The organism is Rufibacter ruber (assembly GCF_001647275.1).
Classification (GTDB): domain Bacteria; phylum Bacteroidota; class Bacteroidia; order Cytophagales; family Hymenobacteraceae; genus Nibribacter; species Nibribacter ruber_C.
In genome coordinates this window covers 20,421-44,071 of sequence record NZ_LRMM01000002.1, presented here as the reverse complement: position 1 = coordinate 44,071, position 23,651 = coordinate 20,421, and the positions used below count along the sequence as shown (strand labels likewise).

Here is a 23,651-nt window from a genome sequence, read left to right as displayed (position 1 = left end):
CATGGCAATAGGCATCCATACCGAGCAGACCTTCGAAGAGGCTATTGAAGACTACCTGATTGACCAAGGTGGCTACACCAAAGGAGACAGGCTCAGCTTCAACAAAGACCTGGCTTTTGACGAGAAAGTAGTGTTCTCCTTCCTGCAATCCACACAGCCGAAGGCATGGAATACCCTGAGCCAGATTCACGGGGCAGAGATGGAGAAGAAACTACTCCACCGGCTATGCAAGGAACTCGAACTTAGAGGAACACTGGATGTGCTGCGCAACGGTATAAGTGACTACAACGTGAAGTTCCGCATGGCTTACTTCAAGCCTGAGAGTAACCTTAACCCTGAGGCTGAGACGCTGTACGATCTAAACCAACTCACGGTGACCCGCCAGGTGAAGTACAGCAAATCGAACGAAAATTCTTTGGATTTGGTGTTGAGTCTTAACGGTTTGCCGGTGGCTACCTGTGAACTCAAAAACCAATTCACCAATCAGAATGTAGAGGATGCCAAGCGTCAGTATATGGTTGACCGTGACCCCAAGGAATTGCTGTTCCAGGGCAAAAAGAGGGCACTGGTGCACTTTGCGGTAGACAAGGATGAAGTCTATATGACTACCAAGCTGGATGCCAAGAACACCCGTTTCCTGCCCTTTAACCTGGGGTATAAGAACGGTGCCGGTAATCCACCTAATCAAGACGGCTATAAAACTTCCTATCTATGGGAGCAGGTTTGGGCGAAAGATTCGTGGATGGACATCCTGAGTAAGTTCGTACATTTACAGGTAAGTGAGTACGAGAGCGATGGGAAGAAATATAAGAACGAGACCATCATCTTCCCTCGCTACCACCAACTCGATGTGGTACGGAAGATATCAATACATGCCCGAGAGAATGGTGCCGGTAAAAATTACCTGATTCAGCATTCTGCCGGTTCAGGCAAGAGCAATAGTATAGCTTGGCTTGCCTACAGGTTGTCCAGTCTGCACAATGTCAGTGATGAACGAGTTTTTGACAGTGTGATCGTTATCACAGACCGTAAGGTATTGGATCAGCAGTTGCAGAACACCATCTTCCAGTTCGATCACAAACAGGGTGTGGTACAGAAGATAGACAAAGACTCTACGCAGCTTGCCAATGCACTGGTTGCCGGTTCCAATATCATTATCACCACGTTGCAGAAGTTTCCTTTTATCCTGGACAAGGTTAAGGAACTGCCCGCCAGAAGCTATGCAATTATCCAGGATGAGGCGCACTCTTCCGCACATGGTGAGTCTTCCAAGAAGATAAAGGAGATACTGGCTGCCAAGTCATTGGAAGAGGCAGAGAAAAGCGAAACGGATTCTGGTGAAGAAGATGCCGAAGATTATATCCGCAAGTCGATGCTTGCACGTGGCATGCAGCCCAACCTAAGTTTCTTCGCTTTTACCGCCACGCCAAAGGAGAAAACCTTGAACGTTTTCGGTCAGCCAGGTGCCGATGGAAAACCACGCCCGTTCCACCTTTACTCCATGCGGCAGGCGATACAGGAGGGGTTCATTCATGACGTATTGAAGAACTACACTACCTATAAGACCTTTTTCCAGTTGACCAAAGCCATAGAGGATGACCCTGCGCTCAACAAGAAGAAGGCGAATAAAGCCATAGGAAAATACGTTTCGCTACACCCGCATAACTTGGCTCAAAAAACGGAGATCATGATTGAGCATTTCCGTCAGGTGGTCTCCAAGAAGATCGGAGGGAAAGCAAAGGCAATGGTGGTGACTGGCTCTCGGCTGCATGCGGTGCGTTACTACATGGAATTCAAGCGATATATCAAGGAGAAAGGTTATTCAGATATTAGGGCACTAGTGGCGTTCTCCGGTAAAGTATTGGACAATGGCAGTGAATTGACAGAGGTGGCGCTGAATGGCTTCGGGGAGAAAGAACTGCCGGAAAAATTTGAGACGGATGCTTACCAGGTGCTGTTGGTCGCTGATAAATACCAGACCGGTTTTGATCAGCCGCTCCTGCACACCATGTACGTGGATAAGAAGTTATCTGGGGTGAAGGCGGTGCAGACCCTGTCCAGGCTGAACAGAACCGCCAAGGGAAAGGATGATACGTTTGTATTGGACTTTGCGAACGAGCAGGAAGATATCCTGAACTCTTTTCAGCCGTATTATGAACTGACCACGGTTGACACGCCCACTGACCCCAACTTATTGTCTGATTTGAAATACAAGATTGAGTCAGCGCAGATTATCTGGAAGTCAGAAGTGGATGCTTTCTGCGAGGTATACTTCAAATCTACGGAACGGGTTGATGCCAAGATGCAGAAGAAACTGGATGCAGCCGTAGATCCTGCCGTTGACCGGTTCAAGTGTATTCCAACTGACGAAGAGAAAGAGGATTTTAAACACACGCTCATTTCCTTTATAAGATTGTATTCTTTCCTGTCGCAGATCATGCCATTTCATGACCTAGAGATGGAGAAACTTTTTGCGTACGGAAGGCTTCTCTACAATAAACTCCCTAGGAGCACCAGTGGCGGAGGAATAAGATTGGACGATGAAGTAGCATTGGAATATTACCGCATCCAGAAAATAAGCGAAGGCAATATAGTACTAGAAGACCAGGGTGAGTACGGTCTGGAAGGCACCACCCAGGCAGGCATGCGGCTGAACAAGGAAGAACAGGCGCAGCTCTCAGAGATCATCAAAGTGTTGAATAACCGGTTCGGGACTGAGTTCACAGAGGCAGATAAGCTGTTTTTTGATCAGATAGAGGCAGAGTTGATGTTGGATGAAGACCTCTCTTTGCAAGCCAGGAGCAACTCCATGGAGAACTTCAAATTCGGGTTTGAAGACCGGTTCCTGACCAAAGTAATTCAACGCATGGAACTCAACCAGGATATCTTCTCCAAAATCATGGATAACGTTGAGTTTTCACAGCTGGTGAAGAATTGGATGTTGAAAAAGGTGTATGCAAAGATGAATGAGTAAAAAGCCCTACGTGGTAAATTAAGTAATATATAATCCAACATTGAAAAAGATAAAATTATCAAATCAATTTATCATTAAGACGGATTAACCTTAATATCATGAATTATTATCCCAAAGTCTTTATTTCCAAAGAACTAGAAGAGTTAAGATATGCTACCCCTCCAATTCCCAAAGAGCCCTCTAAGCCATATGAACCTAGAAAGGATACTAGTAGTTCTATTGGTTTAATATTTCCCTTATTAATACTAACCGGTATAGGCACTTTTGTTGGTGGTGAGGATTTTTTGCTTCCACTTATAATACTTTCAGTAATTATATTTATTATATTACATTTTAATCATGTCTCTAGCGTAGAGAAAAATTATTTAATAGCACAAAAAAATTATAAAATAAATCTTGAAAAATATCATGCTAGTTATAAAGATTGGGAAAAGGAAATAAGTAATTTAAAGAATGACAATAATATTATAAATGAATTTAGAAAGACCACATTAGTTAATTATCTAAAACGTTCATCTAAACCGGCACATATACATTTATCTCATAAGGGGCATGCGGAGCCTGCTTTTTATGAAACTTTGGTGAATTACTTTGGTGATAGGATAACAATTAATAGAGTTATACCGGAAGCAACTTTAGAAATACCCTATCAGCCAGATTTTATCTATCATGATAGCTTGATAAATCTTTATGTTGACATCGAAATTGATGAGCCATATGTAATGCAAAGTGGAAAGCCAATCCATTATAGAATTGGAGATGAATCTATTGACGATTATCGGAATAATTATTTTAATTATCATAGGTGGGTTGTGATAAGGTTTGCCGAAGAGCAAATAATTAGATTTCCTAAGGAGTGCTGTAAATACATATCAGATGTTATTTCAGATAAGTTCATTATACATAGTAGCTTTGATGATTTTAATGGAATTGGTAGATTAAAGAGGGTAAAACAATGGACTGAGGAAGAAGCAAAAGATTTGTATAACAATAACTTTAGGCAAAACTTGATATCGAACTCTAAGTTAGAGAAAGCTAATAATATCATAGAAAGTGATTCCTTAGAGAAATATAGAGAGGGTATTAGTCTTTTTAAGAGGGAAAAATATTTAGATGCAATTGAATGTTTTAATATTTCTATAAATTTAAATCCTAATCATTATTCCTCTTATTATCAAAGAGCACTAACTAATAAAAAACTTTTGAAATTTAATGATGCTATAGATGATTTGAAATACTTAATAACTCATTCAGAAAGTAAAGACGTTTATTACAATCAGGCAGGTGTTTGTTTTTATGCGAATAAAAATTATAAAGATTCTATTGAGCAATTCTCTAAAGCCCTTGAACTGTGTAAAAAGGATAATTATCTTAAAAATAGAGCGAGTGCTTATAAAAAAACTGGTGATTTTGACAAGGCAATTGAAGACATTGTTGAATGCTTAAAATCTAACCCAAAGGATGAACAAACTTTAAACCAGGCAGGCGTTTGCTTCTATGCTAGTAAAAAATACAAAGAATCCATTGAGCAATTCTCGAAGGCGATTAAACTTAATAGAAAAGATACTTATCTTAAAAATAGAGCAAAAGCTTATAAGTATACCGGTGATTTAAATAATGCAGTAGAGGACTTTATAGAATACTTGGACTCTAATCCAGAGGATGACCAAACTTATAATGAGGTAGGATGTCTGTTCAAGGACCTAGGTAAATTTGAGGAAGCTAGTAAGTACTTTGGTTTAGCAATAAATATTTCTCCTAGTAATATAGAATATTTAAATAATAGAGGTGTTGCTCACTTATTAAATCATGATATTGAAAAAGCTAGCATTGATTTTAATGCTGTAATTGATTATGATAAGAATGACATTTTTTCTAACTCCTGCTTAGACTTTATAGAAAGCACCTTTTTTGGATCAAATTTAAATCTCATTCAAGTTGAGAAGGATGGGATTAATTATACATCTTTTACTAACAATTTTACAAACTTTAATATGGCGCTATTTGACTTTCTTAAAAAGAATCCGTTGCTTCAAAAGTGGGAAGAAATGAGTGAATACTGGAAGAACCATTTCAGGGCTGAAATTGGCTTTAGAGGAACTCCCAAGGAAGATGTACTGAATAAAATTCTCAGTACAAAATCATTAGAGTTAAATATGCGAGGGCTGAAAGACTTATCCATTGTAAGGCTGCTTCCTTCATTAGAAGATTTACGGGTTGGATGGAATCCGATTCAAGATTTATCGCCTATAGAATCATGTGTCAACCTAAAAGTTTTAATAATCTCAGGAACACAAATATCTGACATCACCCCTCTTAGTAATTTGACTAAACTTGAAACTCTGCACATGATGCAAACACCGGTTGAGGATATAGATTCTTTATCAAATTTGTCTTCCTTAAAAGAATTGATAATGTCAGAAACTAACGTAGCAGATATAGATTCTTTAAAGGAATTAAAAAATTTAGAATTTTTGAATATAGAAAATACTTCTGTTTTTGACCTAAGACCTCTTCATAGCTTGCATAAACTTAGAAAACTATGGGCAGATTATATTGATCTTGATGAAGATAATGCGGAAGATGAAATAGAGGAGTTGCTTCAAAACTTACCTGACTTGGAACTTATGCATAGTGATGATGATGATGATGCACCATCAGTTGCAACTTATCTTGATGAAGATGGGAGACTTCTAATTGATAATGCACAATTTGATTCGGCATTGAACGATCCTGAAAGACATAAAAAAGAGTATCAAATTTATTTAAAAATAATGAACAATATAAAAAGTGGAAAGATTAAAAGCGTGCTTGATATACCACTTGAAGATTTAGAGATATTTCTAAAGTTTAGCAATAAGTAGAATTTGTTACTGTAGTTGGCGGTATGGACCGAACATCAGAACTTGATTTAGCCCCAGATTCTATAAAGGTTAAGGTGGAAGAGCCTACCGGTGAAGCCACGAAGACAACAGAGTTCAAACTGGTGATTCTTAGCCCTCTATTTGCCAAAACAAAGGAATTGCTGCCAGAGTACTTTCACGGGGACGAATTGGCAGGAGAATATTACCGGTACTACAATGATTTGGTTCAGACTGTGGAGAACAGGGGGATTCGCTCTACTAGACACCATACTCTAACCACTCTTTGTAAGAAGTTGAATAGTAGCGGAATCATCAGTGAGTTTATGAAGTCTAACTGTGGCTTTCTTGAAATGAAGCGGGGGAAGGATGCTCTTAAAATTAGAATCAATACGTTTGGCTGGCAGCTTGAAATATGGTCTTATAATAAGAAAAGTGGTCAAGAAAACATTGAAGACACCGATATCGGCTACCAAGAATTAGGGAACAGAATCAAATTATTTTATAAGGATTGGATAAATTATCAATCTTCTGTTATAAGTGCTTAATGAATAAGACTACAGACCATTATATTTTAAGATGGTGTAAAAGAAAAGGTGGAGTTATAGATGAGAAATTTAATTCATAAAATTAAACTCATTTAATCTTTGTCAAGGTGCCGGGGTCTGTGACCGCCCCGGCACGATTTTAATATTATAAGATTAACATAAAACATCGGAAACCTGAAGAAGTAGAGTAGAAGGGGGGGAGAGGGGTGGTTTAATTTCCCGATGTTTTGTGACTTAAAAATAAATATTAAAAAAATTAAAACTTACTCATTTCGAGATTCTATAAGAGGCAAATCATAAAGGATATCATAAATGAATAAGAAACAAAAGCCTTTTACGTATGGCTATCTACCGTACCATTTATCAGCCCAGACTTTCAATAACCTATTGCATGGGTCGGGTCTACAGGAAAGGGTACTGATTTTATACAAAGTAATATTCAACTCCTATAGGAAGAAGCACAATACTATATTCTCCTATGAGGATTATATCCCCATTCATTCTCATCTTGTGGAGAAGATTCTTGGGGAGAAGAAAGCTTCTGCGACAATCAACTTTTTGGTAACAAATGGTTGGTTAGATTTTACGCCCCATTACCATAACCCGGAAAACCCTCAATACAGTCATACAAGAGGCTTTAGAATACCACTTGGCTACTTGAAGCTTGATCTGTTCGATATCGGCAACAAGTTGTATAAGAAGGTTGTTGTCTATGATAAGAAGGCAATCAATGCTGAAAAGCATTACCGGAGGGAGAAGCGAAAGAGATTTGTTCAAAATGTTGGTAATAGTGTACTGGAAAGTCTGATAAATTCATTTGACGATGTTTACTTGGCTTTGCATACACAGGAGGCGAGAAAGTTAATCTCCGACTATGGGTTAAATATCGAGAAGAACAACTACTCATATCTAAAGTACCTGTCTCAGGTCAACAGCCGTGACATTGAATGGTATCACCAAGATAAGTATGGAAGGCTGCATTACCCTTGGCTTACGTTAAGAAAATTATGCCACCCACTCCTAAGATTTAAAGGATTTGAAGCCTATGAATGTAGGGAGGTAGACATAAAGAACTGCCAGCCTTTTCTATCCTCCATAATTGATGAAGGTGTAATTTATCAGCTGCTTCCTGAGGCATCTGACTTAGTTGCGGATATTAATTTCAGTACTACAGACTGGTTTAATTATAAGGAGATGTGCCAACAAGGAACAATCTATGAACGATGGACAAAACATCTTGAATTAAGCTTGGGGGCTATATGGAAAGTTAAACTTGATGAATACGAGGCAGGTAAGGCGAATAAGAAGAAAAAGCTGTTCAATTTTACCAAGGCATCTGATAGGGATGCAGCCAAGAAGGCATTTCTCTATGTTATTTTCGGAACCCAAGCCTCTAATGACTTCGTCAGTGACTTATTTAAATCATTCCTGCCTGACGTCTGGGCAGGGTTTAATATTATCAAATCAAGATATTGCCAGCATAACCCATCAATAAAAAATTTTGAAGGTAAAGGTTCGTATACCAACCTGATGTGGATTCTGCAAAGAATAGAGAGTGAAATTATAATTAACACCTGTGTCAAAAATTTACTTGATATGGGCGTGACGCAAATAATTCCCCGCCACGACTCTATTCTTGCCCCCGAGCCATTACTTGAAAAAGTCAGGAATGAATTAGTAAAGGCTTTTGAAGAATGGCAGTTACCCGTGCCAACAATCCATTAGTTAGATCGAAAATATGGAAACAGTTTCAGGATTAATCTGAGTGAATGAAAGTTTCCTAAGTAATGAGTTTATAAATTATCAGAAACCAAAAATGAAATAAAGTCTCTGACTGATAAAGTTAGAAATTGATAGAGAAAATGGCATAAGTTAGTTTGAACGAATCCTGAATTAAATAATTCAACTCATGGAACTCAACCAAGAAATCTTCTCATAGATCATAGTAAGTGATGAGTTCTCGCAGTTGGTCAAGAGCTGGATGTTGAAGAAGGTGTATCCTAAAATGAATGAGTAAAAGTTACTACGTAGATAGTTGAATAGGTTTGTTATATTTAGAAATCCCAATATTGCCTTCCTAATCCATATCAAACCATGGAACTTATCCTTAATGATGGCTACTGTCCAGAGTGCCTGCTCCAAGATGAAGAAGTAGAGTTATTGCTCAATAAAGATGATTTCTGGGAGTGCCCGAAATCCAACCTGCAATTGGCAGTATTTGGCACTGATGCGGTAACCTTGAAATTCCGTGGAACTGGGAAATTCAAGGAAGAAACAGAATTCGGAACGCAGAACATCAGCGGGGCGGCTCTCGCACATGCCAAAGGTGCCAATTACTATTCTGACATAGTCTTATTTTCCTCACTGGACGAGTTCGGGGCTTATCTAACAAATGATATAGAACCAACATTGGGTCTTACCCTGGGTAACTTAGCCATCACTTATTCAAGTTTCAAATACGGCAACCCCTTGGCAAAGGAGCGTGCTGAGATGTCATACAAGCGACAGTCAAGGCACTTCAAGATAGATTTTGAGAACCTTGGGATTACCAAGAAACTGGAAAAGCGTGATCTTGAAGAAGGGATGTCAGATTACAACTCCTATACCCTACTCTATAGGTTGCTAATTACCCTGTTTGAAAGGTACCATAAGGTAGACATCAGTTGGCTCCCTGAAATGGGAATGAGTCTCAATCAAGCCGGACTCTGCAATAAACATCTGCACTCTCTCCCTGAGCCTGTCACTTTTATAAATGACCCAGAATTCCTTAGGGGCAGGCTTCTGACTTTTATCGTTGACCTGATAGAAATCATCTACCGTGGCAAGAAGGTTGAATTACCGGTTCAATTTGTTGAACCGGCTTATGAAGAACCTTCCCCATCCATAACAGCAACGACACTCACTTTGCAAGATTTACTTGACTTGAAGAGTGACTTGTTCAAGAATGCGAAGGTGAAAATGGTTCGGCATAAAGACAACAGGCGTGAGTACCGTGATTTGATCAAGGACAAAGCCAGTCTGTTGGAATACCAGAGAGAGCAGAGCAAGGAAGTGTTCAAAGACTGCGACTTCATTATTTCCTTTGTGGGGCAGAAAGGCACGAAATCATTGCTGTTCGGCATATTCAAGGTGAAAGGGGTAGAAAAACGGGAAACATCATTCTATTATGACTTGGAGCAGGTAGGCGGCTTTGATTACCTCGTTGACCGTGTCGTGGTTGACTGGGGTGACAACTCAATTGCATGGCACCAGTGGTACCATAAACAGCCGAAAGAGGTTGTACAGATTCTGCCCAATGGATACTTAGGCTCTTTCCCAGGTCTTCTGAACTTCGTTTTGGACTTTGATGAACTTCAAAAGCTGACCCAGAACCCAGAGGCGAACCAGGACTGGAAAAGCCATCTCTCTGCCGTGAACGGAATCTATCTTATACTGGACTCCCAGACTGGCAATCAATACGTGGGTTCTGCCTGCGGTAATGAAGGAATCTGGCAGCGTTGGTGCAACTACGCCTATAACTCCCATGGGAACAACAAAAAGCTAATTGAACTTTGCTCTAACCCTGGCTACGGGAGAAACTTCCGCTTCTCCATTTTGCAGACACTTCCCGCCAACCTCTCCAAAAAGGAAGTGGTTGCTATTGAATATTTATACATGAGGAAACTTGGAACCAGAGCCTATGGGCTTAACTAAAACCAGAAAATTATGTCATTGGCAGAAATCGAAGCATACGAGAAGTTATTCCCTTCCGGTACCATCATTGACGGTGTCGTGGATGGGGAGCAATATTTTAAAAGCAGTCCTAAAATAGCTTGGTTCTTAAAAGAGGCTTATACTGATGAGGAAGAAGGTTGGCATATAAAGAAATACTACGGACAGGAAGATGCCTACTGGGAATTCTTCCGTACCGCAGCCACCCCAACATGGCACCCAATCATCTACGCCAGTTATGGTATATTGAATGGGTTCCTGACCTGGGAAGAGATGCCGTACATCAGGGATAAACCTGAAATGTGTGACGTTATAAACAAAGTTGCTATAATAAATGCCAACAAATTTCCATCCGTCACTGGCACCCACACTGTTTGGAAGAACCTTGCCCAAAGCTTTGAATCTTGTAAAGGCATCATCCAACAACAGATTGCTACCTTACAACCTGACATACACATCTTTTGCGGAACATTCCATCTTTACAGGGAAATGTTTGAGATTAGAGATGAGCACTTAGTTAGTCCAAGGGAGGGCTTCGATACATGTGGAGTTTGGATGAAAGATGGAAAGCTATTCATGGATGTTTACCACCCAGCGAATAGGAGGCAAAAAAGAGCAGTATATGTTAACCAAATAGTGAAGACTGCTGAGTTCTGGCGACTAATTACAACAAATGCTAATTAATAGCAGCTACATTATTTAATTCTGAAACCATAACCCTGCAACTTAAATTAGATGCCAATTTTACATAGATTCTATAATTACAATTGGGGAAATGGGTTCGAAACCCATAGCGCAATTTTGGATACTATCCCCTATGAGCCGGAGGTTATTGTCATAGGAACGTTCAACCATGGATGGGACTGGAATAATGCGGACTTCTTCTACGGTAGGGGAATGTACATGTGGACTATCATGGCGAACCTTTTCCTTCACAACGGGAATACCCAAATAAGAAGGAGAACAGCGTTAAACAATGTCCCAAACCTGGAACAAATCTTCCAAATCTGCCAGAAAGGTGGTATCACTTTCGCTGACGTGGTAAAGGGTACAAGACCGAATATTCCGGTGGAGCAGAAGGGACGCTCCATCTTGGTAAACAATGAATATATATGGGAAGACTATAAAGACACTCATTTGAATATAATGGGCGGAAATGGCTGGCTTGATGACAATGTAGATTCCATAGTGGACTTCATTAACTCCACAAAATCCGTAAAGCACGTCTATTTCACGTTCAAGCCTACCGGTTGGTTGCTGACCTTAAAAAATTCCATCATCGCCAGGATTGCTCCTACAGCCGCCTGCTCCATTTTCACACCCACTGCGAACGGCTTTGGGTCAAACCTGCCAGCCTATCCGCATCGTGCCTGGTCACTGGCTCACTGTTGGGTGTGGAACGGCTTGCCCAATGCTGTACCTATTAACAAGCCAAATTTCTGCCATCTTGACCATGGGTGGCTAGTGAGCAAAGGGGTTAACCCAAATAATTTCTGATTGAAAGGATGGTGACTGACAGTGAAACAAATCTGCTTTACCTTGCAGATACCCTGCCGCAGTTCTACCCAACATTCTGCCAAAGTCTGGAAAATGTACTGAGGCAGAATGAAGTAAACTATGCATTTCTGCCAGGAACCAAGGATGTCTGGGCAGTAGACTATATGCCTATACAGGTTGCCTCTGACCGTTTTGTGCAGTTCGTTTATTATCCAGATTACCTCCAGACCATAAAACTCAGGAAGACAATCTCAGACGTTGATGCTATCTGCGAAACATTGGAAATTGTACCAGAGAAGTCACCTTTATTGGTAGACGGTGGCAATATTGTACGAGGCAAGGATAGGGTAATAATGTGTGACAAAGTTTTCAGGGAAAACCCAACCGTACCTGAAAAAACGCTGATTCGGGAGTTGAGAGAATACTTGGAGGTTGACCATCTCATTTTTGTTCCAACCGATAAAGCCGATAAGATTGGGCACGCAGACGGAATGGTGCGCTTTCTGGATGATAAAACGGTACTGATAAACGACTACTCAAAAGAGAAATCCGAATTCCAGTCTACATTCAGGATGGCGCTGCACAATGCAGAGCTAGACTGGGTGGAAATACCATACAACCCTTACGGCAACAGAGAAAAAATACAGGCAAACGGGATCTACATCAACTATTTAGAGATGGAAGGTACCATTATCCTACCCACATTTGGGATAAGGGAAGATGATGTGGTTGCAAAGCAGATGGAGAGCCTTTTCCCTAATTACAACTTTGCCCTTGTCAACAGCAATGAAATCGCTAACGAGGGAGGCGTATTGAACTGTATCTCTTGGAATATTAAATCAGAAGCAAGATTTGGCAAAGCACCACTTAATTATTCATGAAATAATGGATGTTATAGATAAAGTTATTTACAAAGAGCCTCGGAAGACGTTTATGGAAATTCTGAAAGTAAACGAAAGAGAGGTGCCTTTCGCAAGAGTTCTTGGTTTCTTCTTTAGACCCAAGGAAAAACACAAACTAGGTATCCTTTTCCTCAGGGCTTTGTTAAAAACCCGATGGTTAGGAATTAAACCTTCCGTTGATATTATAACTGAACCCGGATCGCAAAGAATTGGTGGCAATGAAATTGACCGAACATCAGAAATTGATTTAATGCCAGACTCTATAAAGGTTAAGGTGGAAGAGCCAACTGGTGAAGGCAAAAGGATTGATTTGTTGATCATTGGTAATGACTTTGTTATCTGTATAGAATTCAAAATCAACCATGAACTGAACAATCCACTGGAAGAGTACATTCAGTTTACAAAATCAGCATACCCTAACAAAAAACATATATTTCTTGTGCTTTCACCTTTCAGGAAAGAGCCTACCGGTGAAGCCAAGAAGACAACAGAATTCAAACTGGTGATCCTAAGCCGTTTTTTCTCCAATGTAAAAGAACTGTTGTCAGAGCACTATCACGATGACGAAGAGGCGGGGGATTATTACCAGTACTTCAATGATTTGGTTCAGACTGTGGAGAATAGAGGGATTCGTTCTACCAGGTTTCATACTCTTGCAACTCTTTGTAAAAAGTTGAAGGACAACGGAATATATAGTGAATACATAAAGTCCAAAGGTGGCTATCTTGAAGTGAAGCGGGGGAGGCACGCCTTGAAAATCAGAATTAACACTTTTGGCTGGCAGCTTGAAAAATGGTCAGGTAGTGAGAAATCTGGTCAAGAAAACATAAAAGACACTGATATTGGTTATCAAGAACTACTAAATAGAATTAAAGCTTTTTATAAGAATTGGATAAAATATCAATCAACTGTTTTAGATGGTTGATGAATGACTTTTAAACCATACAAGATTAGATATCGCCAACATAATCTATCGAAAGGAAATATAAAAAGAAAAGGTTCATGTTTAATAGGATTTGTTTGGATACAAATCAACGTACTTAAACTAATTATATCTCGCTATTCCATTTTTCCCTTTCCTGTTTGTGGGGATCAATAATATAATCATCAGCCAAGTCATAAACAATATCATACCTGGTGCCATTATTCAAAATGATATAGTATTCATCATTATGAATAATATCATCTTTGTCTATAAATGGCAAAATGTCATGATCTAATGATTCCCACCTACTTAATATGAATTTAGGATAAGCTTTTTCTTCAAGATAAGCCATTTCATTTTTAGGCATTGTACTTCCAAAAATTTCTTTGATATATGGAAGGTTTTTTCTTAAAAGCAATACAGATGCCCCTACCCCATATTTAGCATCAAAAGCTTTTTGATATTTTTCTTTATCTCCTATCGACCAATTGGGATATGATGCATTGAATTTAAATTCTCTAATAACTTCATTTTCCTCATTAGTGTTAATATAGTAAGCCATTTTAACAATGATTATGTTGTTTCAAAATAAGAAACTTTGAATAAACAATTGGAGACTACCTGATTGAGCAGGGTTGGCACACCTAAATTTTAGGGTTAAGGATCAAATTAACTGATTTAGATAATATCTTCACATATGGACTCAAATTATTTACCTGGGAAAATAGGGGCGGCATTACAGGGTCTTAGCTGTGGTGATGTTTTAGGCAGGAGTTATGAATTTCTTAGCCGGAGCGAAATCAGAGAAATGTTCCCGGAAATTATTGACTGGAATGGTGGTACCCATAACCAACCTAAGGGAACATACACCGATGACACCTGCCTTACCCTTTGTCTGGCAGATTCCCTGTGCAATGGTTTTAACTTGGAAGATATTGCGGATAAGTTTGTCCGGTGGTATTTCGAAGGGCTCTGGGCTGCTGATGGGAAAACGGTTTTTGACATTGGTATATCTACCAGAAAAGCCATTGACCGCCTCAGAGATGGCGTATCTCCATTGTGTAGCGGTGATTCAGATGTATACAGCAATGGTAACGGGAGCCTGATGCGTATACTACCATTGATCTTCTACACAAAAGATATGGAGATAGGTCAGCGCTTCGAACTGACAAAACAAGTTAGCGGTATTACCCATGCCCACATTCGGTCGGTAATAAGCTGTTTTTACTATCTAGAACTCGCTCGATATTTGCTTTCAGGAATTTGTAAGTTTGAAGCCTATAGACAAACCAACCTTATAGTTAGGGAGTACCTGCAAACAATTAATGTTGAAGACAAAGAGTTGAAGCACTTTGATATTCTTTTCAGTGGGAATATTGCTGAACTTCCCGAAGAGTTGATCAACTCTTCGGGTTATGTGATTGATACTTTAGAGGCTTCGGTCTATTGCCTTCTTACTACGCAATCGTTCAAAGAGGCGGCTTTGAAAGCAGTGAGGTTTGGACTTGATACAGATACAACATCAGCTGTTACTAGTGGCTTAACTTCACTGATCTATGGTCTTAAAGGTATCCCTAATGAATGGCTGGAAAACCTAGCTAGGAGGGAAGAGATAATGACATTGGCAAACCGATTAGCAGAATCACTGAGAGCCTCAACAAAAAACTGATTAATATTTACTTTTCTGCTAAAGCGCCTTTTACATAATTATAAAGAGTTGGCTTGGAAATAGACATCATTTGACAGATTTCGTCTACAGAATGCTGTTTCTCGTGGTAAAGCCTTACCATGAGTTTCCGTTTATCTTCGCTCATCTTCTTAGGTCGACCACCGGTTCTTCCTCTGGCTCTAGCGGATTCAAGACCTGCCATCGTGCGTTCCCTTATAAGGTTCCTCTCGAATTCAGCCATGGAGGCAAATATATGGAATACCAATCTACCAGTGGCTGTGCTAGTGTCAATCGATTCTTGCAGGCTTTTCAGGGCGATACCTTCATTCTCCAAATAATTCATCCAATCTATAAGGTCTTTCAATGACCTGCCCAACCTGTCTAATCGCCAAACCACTAGGGTGTCACCTTTCCGTAAAATTTCCTTCAACTTTGATAAAGCAGGTCTTTCGCATACAGTACCCGAAATTTTATCTGTGAAAATCTTTTCGCAGCCTGCTTTAGTCAATGCGTCATTTTGAAGTTCAGCATTTTGAAGAAGCGTAGAAACTCTGGCGTAACCAATTAGCATAGGTAAGAAATGTAGTTAAATATCTCGTTGTGCAAATATAATAGTTTACTTTGAATATTTAACAGAGTTATTTTACTTTTTGCTATGCTTTTGCTGCGAATGTGGGGCTATCTGGAAATGGTGGTGCGTGAGTTAAGAATACATTCGTTTTCTTTATTAAAGAAAATCGGTTGTAAACTTATTTAGGGGTAATAAGATTTATTAACATAAATTTAGCAACTCATTAAAAACTTAAAAAATGGACTTTCAAGCATTCAAACAACTTATACTTTCGGCAGACAGTAATGGTACTCTCATGAGTGCAAAGCATGACCCTAATCAATTATCTAATATCTATACTCCTTATCGCAGTGTCTTATCACATGAATTAGCTGCTCAACTCACTTCCTTTTTAAATTCTGAAAATTATTCTGTAGCAGAGTATATAAATACCAGATACCCATTATCACCGCTTTATTTCACTATAACACCGAAACCTGGTTCATTAACTGTTGCAGCCTCCGGTGTTACCGGAACAATAGCTTCTTCTATTCTAGATACTTTGGTAGTAGTCTCTGGTGGTACTTCTGGTATACATATGTATGGTGAAGAGTCTTCGAAAATATTAACCATGGAGGAAACTGGGATTCTAATTAATAAGAATGAAATAAAATCCTAAAAGATACTATTTAGTGTTGAAATAATTTACCCCTACTATAGTTTTGACAATTGAAGGTATTGTATGACATTAAATAATATAGTTGAAATCTGTGTTGCTATCGATGTGGCTATTTTAGGGATAGCATATCCTATAATTGTTGATAAGATTTCTAATATCGGGGATAAATATTCATCTAATTATCTCGTTGAGCTATTTAGAGATGAATTCCCGCACAGAGTTAAATCATTCAGGATTTTCGGTTATGATTTTGAGATCTCTGTTTTCAAAATTATGTTGATAGCAACAATGCTTTCATTTGCTAGTTTAATATTCGAACAAAAACCAATACTTTGGGAGGATAATTGGTTTGTTAGTAACTCAGCGGATTTATTGGTTTTTATTTTTTCCTTTTTGTTGATTTCTTTTTTCTTTATATGGTTAGATAAGGTTGCTCTTTATAATGGAAAATCAACTGTGTTATTTAATCACATTATTAAAAAATATAAAATACTGAATAAGAAAGCAGATTCAAGTAAATATTATTTAAAAACATTAAATGAGATTTCGGTATATGCATTGAATAAACCTGATGTTCATATTCAGGAATCAGTTTTGCAATTTTACCACGAAGAATTCGCTAGGTGTCGCAGACAACATGACAAATCGATGCCAATAGTTTATCCTTATGATCTTTATGAATTTATTTATATGCTTAATGTAGAGTCTATCAAGAAGGAAAATGCTATGCTAGTTGCACTAGAGCATATAGCTGTAAGTGGCTCCTTGTTATTAGGTGAGGATTTCGAGGAAATAAGTATTTCCAAAGAAACCTATGATTGGTTATGGAGGATATTAAATCTGAATTATAATAAACCAGTTAATATAAAAGCTTATTGGGCTAAAGCTTTCCAATATTTTGAATTTAATTTAAAAAGGATTGATCCTGTTTACGAAGAATATACAATTAAAATTTTAAATCAAAAGCGAATTGATGAGAGGGATACTGAGAGGAAGAATTTTTTAGAGTTTCATTATGTGTTAGGTGGCATGCTGTTATATGGTAAACAGTATGATGCATTAAATTATATTTTTAAATATTCTCAATCTCAGCCTCCAAAGTACGTATTACTGCCTAATTCTATGACTGATATATTTCAGTTGTTTGATGAATTTAATAATGATATTAATTACCGGAGAGTGCCATTGGATATTCAATATTATTTTCCTGGTTTAGATAATTTGGGAAATAGAAATGAGGTGAATTATTGGGCTTGTTCTTATATTTCTCTACTCTTTGTAAGGCAATTTTCACTGAATAAATATTATACTTATCAAGATTTTACTGCTTTCCCTCAACTGCCTAGTACTGTTAATGAGCTTGAAAATTGGAAAAGTGGATTAAGTTACTTTAGATTATGTTTTGATAAAGTAATTAATAATGAGGAGTTAATGAGGGTGGTGGGGTTTGAAATTATTATGAAGAAAAAAGAAGATGAAATTTTTAAATTTTTATCTACTTTAGAAACTGAAATATCAGAAAAGATACACCTGTTAAAAAGGAATGTCAAATTATCAGCAGAAAAACGTCAATTGTTTATTGATAAGTCCAGACAGATTATAAAGAAAGCTTTTTCAGATTATAGCGAAGTATTTAGGATTTCTAATTATGAGGATGTAAATGATTTGCAAAAGATTGATATAACAGGAGGAAGGGTGATGTTGTCAAGGTCAACATTTACTGATGGAGATATTCCTGTTTTCGGTTTTGAATCTTATTTTGCAAATGAGATAGTAAGAAGTAATATTAAATACTTGATACCGCTCTCATTTCAATGGTCCTCTGTTAGGAGATATTTGTTGAGCCGTCAGAACTTATTGAAGGGGATAGATAGACTTAAAGTAGATGATGAATATGCTATTGTTGCTGTCAATGTTTTCCAAGAGGTTTGTGATGAGTTGAGAAAGACCAAGCTAATGGTTATTCGAATACCATCATCATATAATGATTTAAGTAATGTAGTCTTTATATTAAAAAAAGATGAATTGCCATTCTTAGAACATAAGGAGTTAACAGAGGAAAATATTGTAGAGGATAAACTTATTTTAATCGATAAAGATATTAAATTGTATTATGCAATAAATGAGATTAGTAGTGTTAATGGATATCAAGAAGAACATGATGATGAACAGGAAGATGAAGAGGTTCAGGTGGAGGTTTCTTTAGCGTTTTTGGCTGTTCTTAGCTGGAAAAATAAGAGGAATATCATTCAAATTGATATAGAATCTTCAATTTATGAGCAAGGGATTCCTTCCGATATAAATGATATAGAACCGTTTTAATAAAAGTCCAATCACTATAAGAAAAATCTGCAAAGATATGATCGATAAAAACAGGATTCCTCATACCCAGGTTGAACTCTTTGAATTCTATAAAGGAAAAGGAGTAGATGAAAGATATTTTCACCAGTTTCTTGAACATTACGATGTCTGTTTTTCCGAATTAGATGGCGATTCAAAAAACTTCACTGATGAGGATTTTGAAGAAGATGGTTCTGTGCAAGAATCCGCTCTCAGAGTTCACAGTTGGTATGTTGATGACTTTATTATCGAAATTCAAAAAGGTCATGGGGAAGATTGGGCACATATTTTTGCTGATAGTGCAGAAAGTGGAGAAAGTAGAGTTTTTAGAACCTATGAAGACCTTTGTGAAAAGAATGAAGATGTTGCTAATCAAGAGATTATTGTACGGGGACGATCACTTGGTTTCGAGGGTCATTTTTTAGAGTATTATACTTTGTACTTCAAATACGGTGACGGATGGGCGAAGCCGGAAGAGAAAACCAGAAATTATATTAAAGTTTACCATGAACAACTGTCAATGGGTAAAACAGAACCCTACGCTGACAAGTATGCTCAGTTAACTGCTCTTGATGAGTACCATAAAATCTACCGGGAGGAATACGCTTTCGCTTATGCAAAGGCAATTAGTGAAGGCAAAAGCGAAGAATATGCTGATATATATGGAGAAAAGTATGGTTCGGCACTATTTGATATAAAAGGAAGGTATGGAATATCCGATGATGAGGAATTGTTAGATCATGCCATAGAGAAAGTTGAAGAAGAAATGATGGATTGGGAAATCAAACATACCCATGACTTATAGGGTTTTGATTAAACGGTGGTTTGGGTTTAGAATGACCATATTACGTTCATCAATGTTATCAATTTAATATGCCAATTGGAGAAACAGAATTCCACCCGTATCTTTTAGAAGGCGAAATAGCGGATTCGGATAAGCTTATCCTGGGAAGTTTCCCGGTGTATGAATGCACAAATCCAGACAATGATAAAAAAATTGCCAAACGGGATGCTGTTGGTTCCGTCAGGTTTTTTTATGGTAGCGCCCAAAGCAGTTTTTGGCAACTCTATTCTAGCTATGTTGATAACCAGCTAACCCTACCGCCAAATCCCACCGACATTCTTGCTAGTTTGAGAGAACATAGAATCTCAATTTCGGATAATATTGTTTTCTGCGAACGCAAAGTATATAGCTCTCTTGATTCTGATTTGGTTTCGAAGTCTTGGAACAGTGAAGGGTTGGGTAGACTCTTTAACAACGGTATAAGCAAAGTGCTTTGTACTTCAAAAGGCGTTCTGTCTGATTTAGAAAATAAAATCATTTGCCCCGCTTATAGAGGTTTAGGTCAAGTTGATCCCATCCAATCTGCGATTTTACAAAACGTAGTTTTAGATAATGTTGGAGGTAACGAAAATCTTATTGTAAACCCTATTGCAAGGGTATTCCGAATAGGTGACAGAGTTGTCGAAGCATTAGCTATACCGTCCCCTGGTTCACCGGAAAGGAAAATCTTAGATTTCGGGTACGGTGGAGTTGAAAATAGTGCTTATGCGGAAAATTACTTTGCTAATGCTTTCAACTGGTTGATGGATTAATATATGAAGTAAGACTACTTAAATGTAAAAGCAAAGTCTTCCTCCATTTGCCTTTTTTTCAATTGATAAAATCCATGATGTTACTCTCCTATACTAGCAAGTATTCTAGTCATAAACTGCTTTTCTCTTATTTTGATTTTATCTATCTCTTCATTCTCTTCCAATTCTATACCTTCAATTGAAAAATTAACCTTGTGTCCTTCCTCATGTATAAGGTATGGGCTCCTGTACTTTATAAATTCAGTCTGATTTGATATAATAGGGTATATAAGACCTCCTGCCTTCACTTCTTTATGATGTAGAAAATTTTGGATATAGGAGTGAATTTGGAAGAAATCAGCCCGATCAACGTCAAAACTCCTACCTCGCATTTTTTTATACTTGGCATCCCAAACGGCTATTCCGTTTTCTTTCTGGAAAACTAAATCTGGAATCAACTCTCTTTGAAAAAAATAACCTTTATAAGCTACCTGTTTCTCAGTTCTAAGGTGCCAACCATACCGCATCAGGTTGTTTTTCAATAAAGACCTGATATACTGTTCCCACACCTCTGCCATGTCAATGAAAAAGCCCAAACCATTCTTAGCCTTATCCTGCTTTAGGCTGATTTGTCTGCGTTGGATGATGTCCCAAGACAGGTCTACAATCGGTTTCCAACTGAGGTATATCTCTTTGTAACGGATAGATTTGTATTCATTCTCACTAACATGTCTCGGGCTTAGGAGTGTGCCGTTTATTTGATCTATTGCATCTTGGGAAGAATCAGGTATACTCATACTGGCGAATTCGAAATCGCTTTTCAATATCCTTAGTGCTTGAAACAATATCTGTGAGATAGTCTCATCGATATGTTTCTCTCGGTAAACAGAAACAACTTCATTGGTCAGGTAAAGCGGTTTGATGGATTTCCTTACATCCAAACGCCCCCTGATGGTATGCCCCTTATTTACTTTCTTTACCTGCACTTTAGGGACTCCATGCAGATTTGCATTGGCTAATCTCTGTATCCAGATAAATGCTATGATCCTTCTGATAAAGTGCTGCCAGTCCTCGCTTTTCCTATGCTGACTTGTTGATGATGTGATACGGATATTGAATATCTGTTCGAGCATCCTCAACAGCATTTTCTCACCGAACCGTGGTTTTACTGTTATCTTGTAGTCTCTTCCTTTATGATTAAAAATTGCTTCGCCTACAAACCGACCCGCTATCCATGTTTTATATTGGTAGTCGTACTCAGCTAATTTAGCCTCGTCTTGTGGTATGTAACCAGAGGAAAACCAAAAGATATTGCCGGTCTGCGATTCTATAAATTGCTGCAATACTTCCGCTGTTGCAGCATCATTGTTGAAAGGAAGGCAGTCACGGGCTTCAATATGAACTATGTTTTCATCCATTCACAAAGCCTCTTTGAAGTGACTTGATTTTCTCACTTTTGGATTCATTATCCATGTTGCCTAAGAAAGCCTGCAAAATGGGCTTTATACTTACCTCCCAAAGGATTTTCACCGGTTGTTGCAGGAAATGATTTCTCTTGCCTGAGTGTATTTTCTTGAAGGTTTTAAATATATCAATGATCTCAGCAAAGAAAGTATGTCCAATTTGGTAATTCTGACCCAATTCAGGTAACGAAGAGACTTCATAGTTCAACCGTTCACATCGGTTTATGAATGTGTCTATATCGGTCTCTGATACAATCCAGCCTGCATCTTCATTTTTCCCTTGGATCATCTGCTTTAGTATGTTTTTATCAAAGCCCATGAACTGCCATAAGAATCTTCTTCTCAGGGCAAAATCTATCCTTTCGAGTGAGAAGTCAATTTCATTCATCGTTCCTATGAAATAGAGGTTGTCAGGTAGGGAGATTTCTAAATCACCCACGGAGAGTTGAATTCGTTTATTCCGATATTCTAGTGCTGAGAACAACTCCCCGAACAGTCGGGATATATCCACCCGGTTTATTTCATCTAATATTAGCACGTGGGGAAGGTGGTCTCCTTTTACTTTTTCTATTAGCCTTAAAAGGTATCCAGGTTTTACTACACTGCTCTTTTCCTCGATATGAAGCCCGGCAATGAAATCCTCGTAATTATAATTGCTATGTAGTTGAAGATGGTGGATGTGGCTATCAAAAATATATTTGGGATTCTGGATGAACTCCTTTAGGTTCTTCTTATTCCTGAAATACTGCTTGGAGATAAGTACTTCCGCAAGCCGATTAGCGGAATGCGTTTTGGAAGTTCCTGGGGGACCGTAGAAGACCATGGCTTTTTTATACTCGAAAAGCATATCAATAGAGATATCCTCTTTTCTGTCCTCAAAATTCCACATTTGTTGTACGTCATAGAAGCTTAACTCATAGTTCAGCATCTCAACAAGCTTTTGCCGAATAGCCAGGATACTCTCATCAATATTATCCCAAAGACCAGTCGTGTCTTCCTTGTCTAATAGACTGTAGAAAGTGTTTACGATCGCTACCTTGTGTTTTTTAGCCGCAATCGCCTCATAACGGTTGGGGTTGGAGAAATGCAGCATGATATGATGGAGCGCAAGTTCCTTGCTGCTGATTTCTTTCAATTTGTCATCACCAGTTACCGTGGTTGCCTCATTGTTATTATATAACTCCAAACAGAGTGTTTCTAATATTTTCTTGACTTCTGATACATCAGTCGTTAGCTCCAAAAGCAGTTTTTTCTTTATTTCCCTAAATAGTAAGAGTAGATATGAGATTTCGAACGGCTTGTTCAGTTTATGGTACTGACCAGCAGACCCTATACCACCTTTTAGAAAAACATCAGTTAAATTATCCTTACTTTCTTCGCCTAGGAATTTCGTGACAGCATTTTTCTTTCCCCAATCTGTCATATCGGTTGCTGATAGAGACCACAGCCATATGAAATGGGCAAAAACCTCTTTTACTTCTTCGCTCTGGGAGGAAAACTGGTCTTTTGATTTTGCGTCAAAATTCCTGTTGCTGAGGTCTGGGTTGTCAACAAAGCATACCACACAAGCGTTTAGATTGTCTATTGTAAATATGCCTGGGTTGTTGGTGATGAAACTATCATCATTGATAATGCTTTTTTCAATGAAGTCATCAAAACATTCGTAGACTTGTTGATTAGCCCAATCTGGTTTCATAATATTAATTTATAAGTTGTCTGAATATAAATGAATAAATTCTAAATATATTTATTTATATATATAATCTATTCAAAAAATCGCCCTGATGTTATTATTGTAGCCTTTCGTGATGAATATAATAGTGGAAGGTAACTTGGAATGAAATCATGGTTTTGGCAAATGAAAAGCTTTAAAAACAATTATAAGACAATCTTCTTTTGTATGAAATCATTTCTGACCTGTGATGCTAACTTTGCTCAATGTTCTATAGAAGGAAAC

At 38.2% G+C, this 23,651-nt stretch carries 18 protein-coding genes; 14 read left to right on the top strand and 4 right to left on the bottom strand.

What is annotated here, in order from left to right:
* Position 1: 1 nt before the first annotated feature.
* From A8O25_RS01145 to A8O25_RS01105, 9 genes are all read left to right on the top strand, one after another.
* Positions 2–2,974: a type I restriction endonuclease subunit R gene (locus tag A8O25_RS01145; RefSeq protein WP_066829627.1), complete on the top strand. Its 2,973-nt coding sequence runs from the start codon at positions 2–4 to the stop codon at positions 2,972–2,974.
* A gap of 98 nt (positions 2,975–3,072) precedes the next feature.
* The gene (locus tag A8O25_RS01140; RefSeq protein WP_066829625.1) at positions 3,073–5,838 is read left to right on the top strand and encodes a leucine-rich repeat domain-containing protein; all 2,766 of its coding nucleotides are present in this window, start codon (positions 3,073–3,075) and stop codon (positions 5,836–5,838) included.
* 23 nt (positions 5,839–5,861) lie between these two features.
* Positions 5,862–6,383 carry a hypothetical protein gene (locus A8O25_RS01135; protein ID WP_066829623.1) on the top strand — a complete coding sequence of 174 codons (522 nt, stop codon included), beginning with the start codon at positions 5,862–5,864 and terminating at the stop codon, positions 6,381–6,383.
* Between the two features lie 510 nt (positions 6,384–6,893).
* Positions 6,894–8,108, top strand: a complete 1,215-nt coding sequence (locus A8O25_RS01130) for a hypothetical protein (RefSeq protein WP_153042543.1) — start codon at positions 6,894–6,896, stop codon at positions 8,106–8,108.
* A gap of 369 nt (positions 8,109–8,477) precedes the next feature.
* On the top strand, positions 8,478–10,076 hold the full coding sequence (locus A8O25_RS22580) for a GIY-YIG nuclease family protein (protein WP_082893377.1): 1,599 nt from the start codon (positions 8,478–8,480) through the stop codon (positions 10,074–10,076).
* A 12-nt stretch (positions 10,077–10,088) separates the two neighbouring features.
* Positions 10,089–10,778, top strand: coding sequence for a hypothetical protein (locus tag A8O25_RS01120; RefSeq protein WP_066829619.1), 690 nt, complete (start codon positions 10,089–10,091; stop codon positions 10,776–10,778).
* Between the two features lie 117 nt (positions 10,779–10,895).
* Positions 10,896–11,591 (top strand): hypothetical protein, encoded by a 696-nt coding sequence (locus A8O25_RS01115; protein WP_153042542.1) that lies wholly within the window; start codon positions 10,896–10,898, stop codon positions 11,589–11,591.
* An 8-nt stretch (positions 11,592–11,599) separates the two neighbouring features.
* The gene (locus A8O25_RS01110) at positions 11,600–12,472 is read left to right on the top strand and encodes an agmatine deiminase family protein (protein WP_066829614.1); all 873 of its coding nucleotides are present in this window, start codon (positions 11,600–11,602) and stop codon (positions 12,470–12,472) included.
* Complete coding sequence (locus A8O25_RS01105; RefSeq protein WP_161947674.1) at positions 12,444–13,418, top strand: PD-(D/E)XK nuclease family protein; 975 nt, start codon at positions 12,444–12,446, stop codon at positions 13,416–13,418. Before A8O25_RS01110 ends, A8O25_RS01105 begins: the two co-directional genes overlap by 29 nt.
* Before the next feature lie 124 nt (positions 13,419–13,542).
* On the opposite strand, the gene A8O25_RS01100 is transcribed toward A8O25_RS01105, so the two are convergent.
* Positions 13,543–13,980, bottom strand: coding sequence for a hypothetical protein (locus A8O25_RS01100; RefSeq protein WP_066829612.1), 438 nt, complete (start codon positions 13,978–13,980; stop codon positions 13,543–13,545).
* Between the two features lie 135 nt (positions 13,981–14,115).
* On the opposite strand from A8O25_RS01100, the gene A8O25_RS01095 reads away from it, so the two are divergent.
* Positions 14,116–15,087, top strand: coding sequence for an ADP-ribosylglycohydrolase family protein (locus tag A8O25_RS01095; RefSeq protein ID WP_066829610.1), 972 nt, complete (start codon positions 14,116–14,118; stop codon positions 15,085–15,087).
* Positions 15,088–15,094: 7 nt separating this feature from the next.
* Here the strand turns inward: A8O25_RS01095 and A8O25_RS01090 are convergent, their stop codons facing one another.
* The gene (locus A8O25_RS01090) at positions 15,095–15,658 is read right to left on the bottom strand and encodes a recombinase family protein (protein WP_066829609.1); all 564 of its coding nucleotides are present in this window, start codon (positions 15,656–15,658) and stop codon (positions 15,095–15,097) included.
* A gap of 238 nt (positions 15,659–15,896) precedes the next feature.
* Between A8O25_RS01090 and A8O25_RS22825 the strand changes: the two genes are divergently transcribed.
* The 4 genes from A8O25_RS22825 (at position 15,897) to A8O25_RS01075 (ending at position 20,252) form a co-directional block, all read left to right on the top strand.
* A complete protein-coding gene (locus A8O25_RS22825; RefSeq protein WP_153042541.1) occupies positions 15,897–16,316 on the top strand; it encodes a hypothetical protein in 420 nt (139 codons plus the stop codon).
* A 63-nt stretch (positions 16,317–16,379) separates the two neighbouring features.
* The gene (locus A8O25_RS01085) at positions 16,380–18,638 is read left to right on the top strand and encodes a hypothetical protein (RefSeq protein ID WP_066829608.1); all 2,259 of its coding nucleotides are present in this window, start codon (positions 16,380–16,382) and stop codon (positions 18,636–18,638) included.
* 37 nt (positions 18,639–18,675) lie between these two features.
* A complete protein-coding gene (locus A8O25_RS01080) occupies positions 18,676–19,461 on the top strand; it encodes a hypothetical protein (protein ID WP_066829606.1) in 786 nt (261 codons plus the stop codon).
* A 68-nt stretch (positions 19,462–19,529) separates the two neighbouring features.
* Positions 19,530–20,252 carry a uracil-DNA glycosylase family protein gene (locus A8O25_RS01075; protein WP_066829605.1) on the top strand — a complete coding sequence of 241 codons (723 nt, stop codon included), beginning with the start codon at positions 19,530–19,532 and terminating at the stop codon, positions 20,250–20,252.
* Positions 20,253–20,332: 80 nt separating this feature from the next.
* On the opposite strand, the gene A8O25_RS01070 is transcribed toward A8O25_RS01075, so the two are convergent.
* Positions 20,333–21,649 carry a 5-methylcytosine restriction system specificity protein McrC gene (locus A8O25_RS01070; protein ID WP_066829604.1) on the bottom strand — a complete coding sequence of 439 codons (1,317 nt, stop codon included), beginning with the start codon at positions 21,647–21,649 and terminating at the stop codon, positions 20,333–20,335.
* Positions 21,642–23,390, bottom strand: coding sequence for an McrB family protein (locus A8O25_RS01065; RefSeq protein ID WP_066829603.1), 1,749 nt, complete (start codon positions 23,388–23,390; stop codon positions 21,642–21,644). Before A8O25_RS01065 ends, A8O25_RS01070 begins: the two co-directional genes overlap by 8 nt.
* Positions 23,391–23,651: the final 261 nt, after the last annotated feature.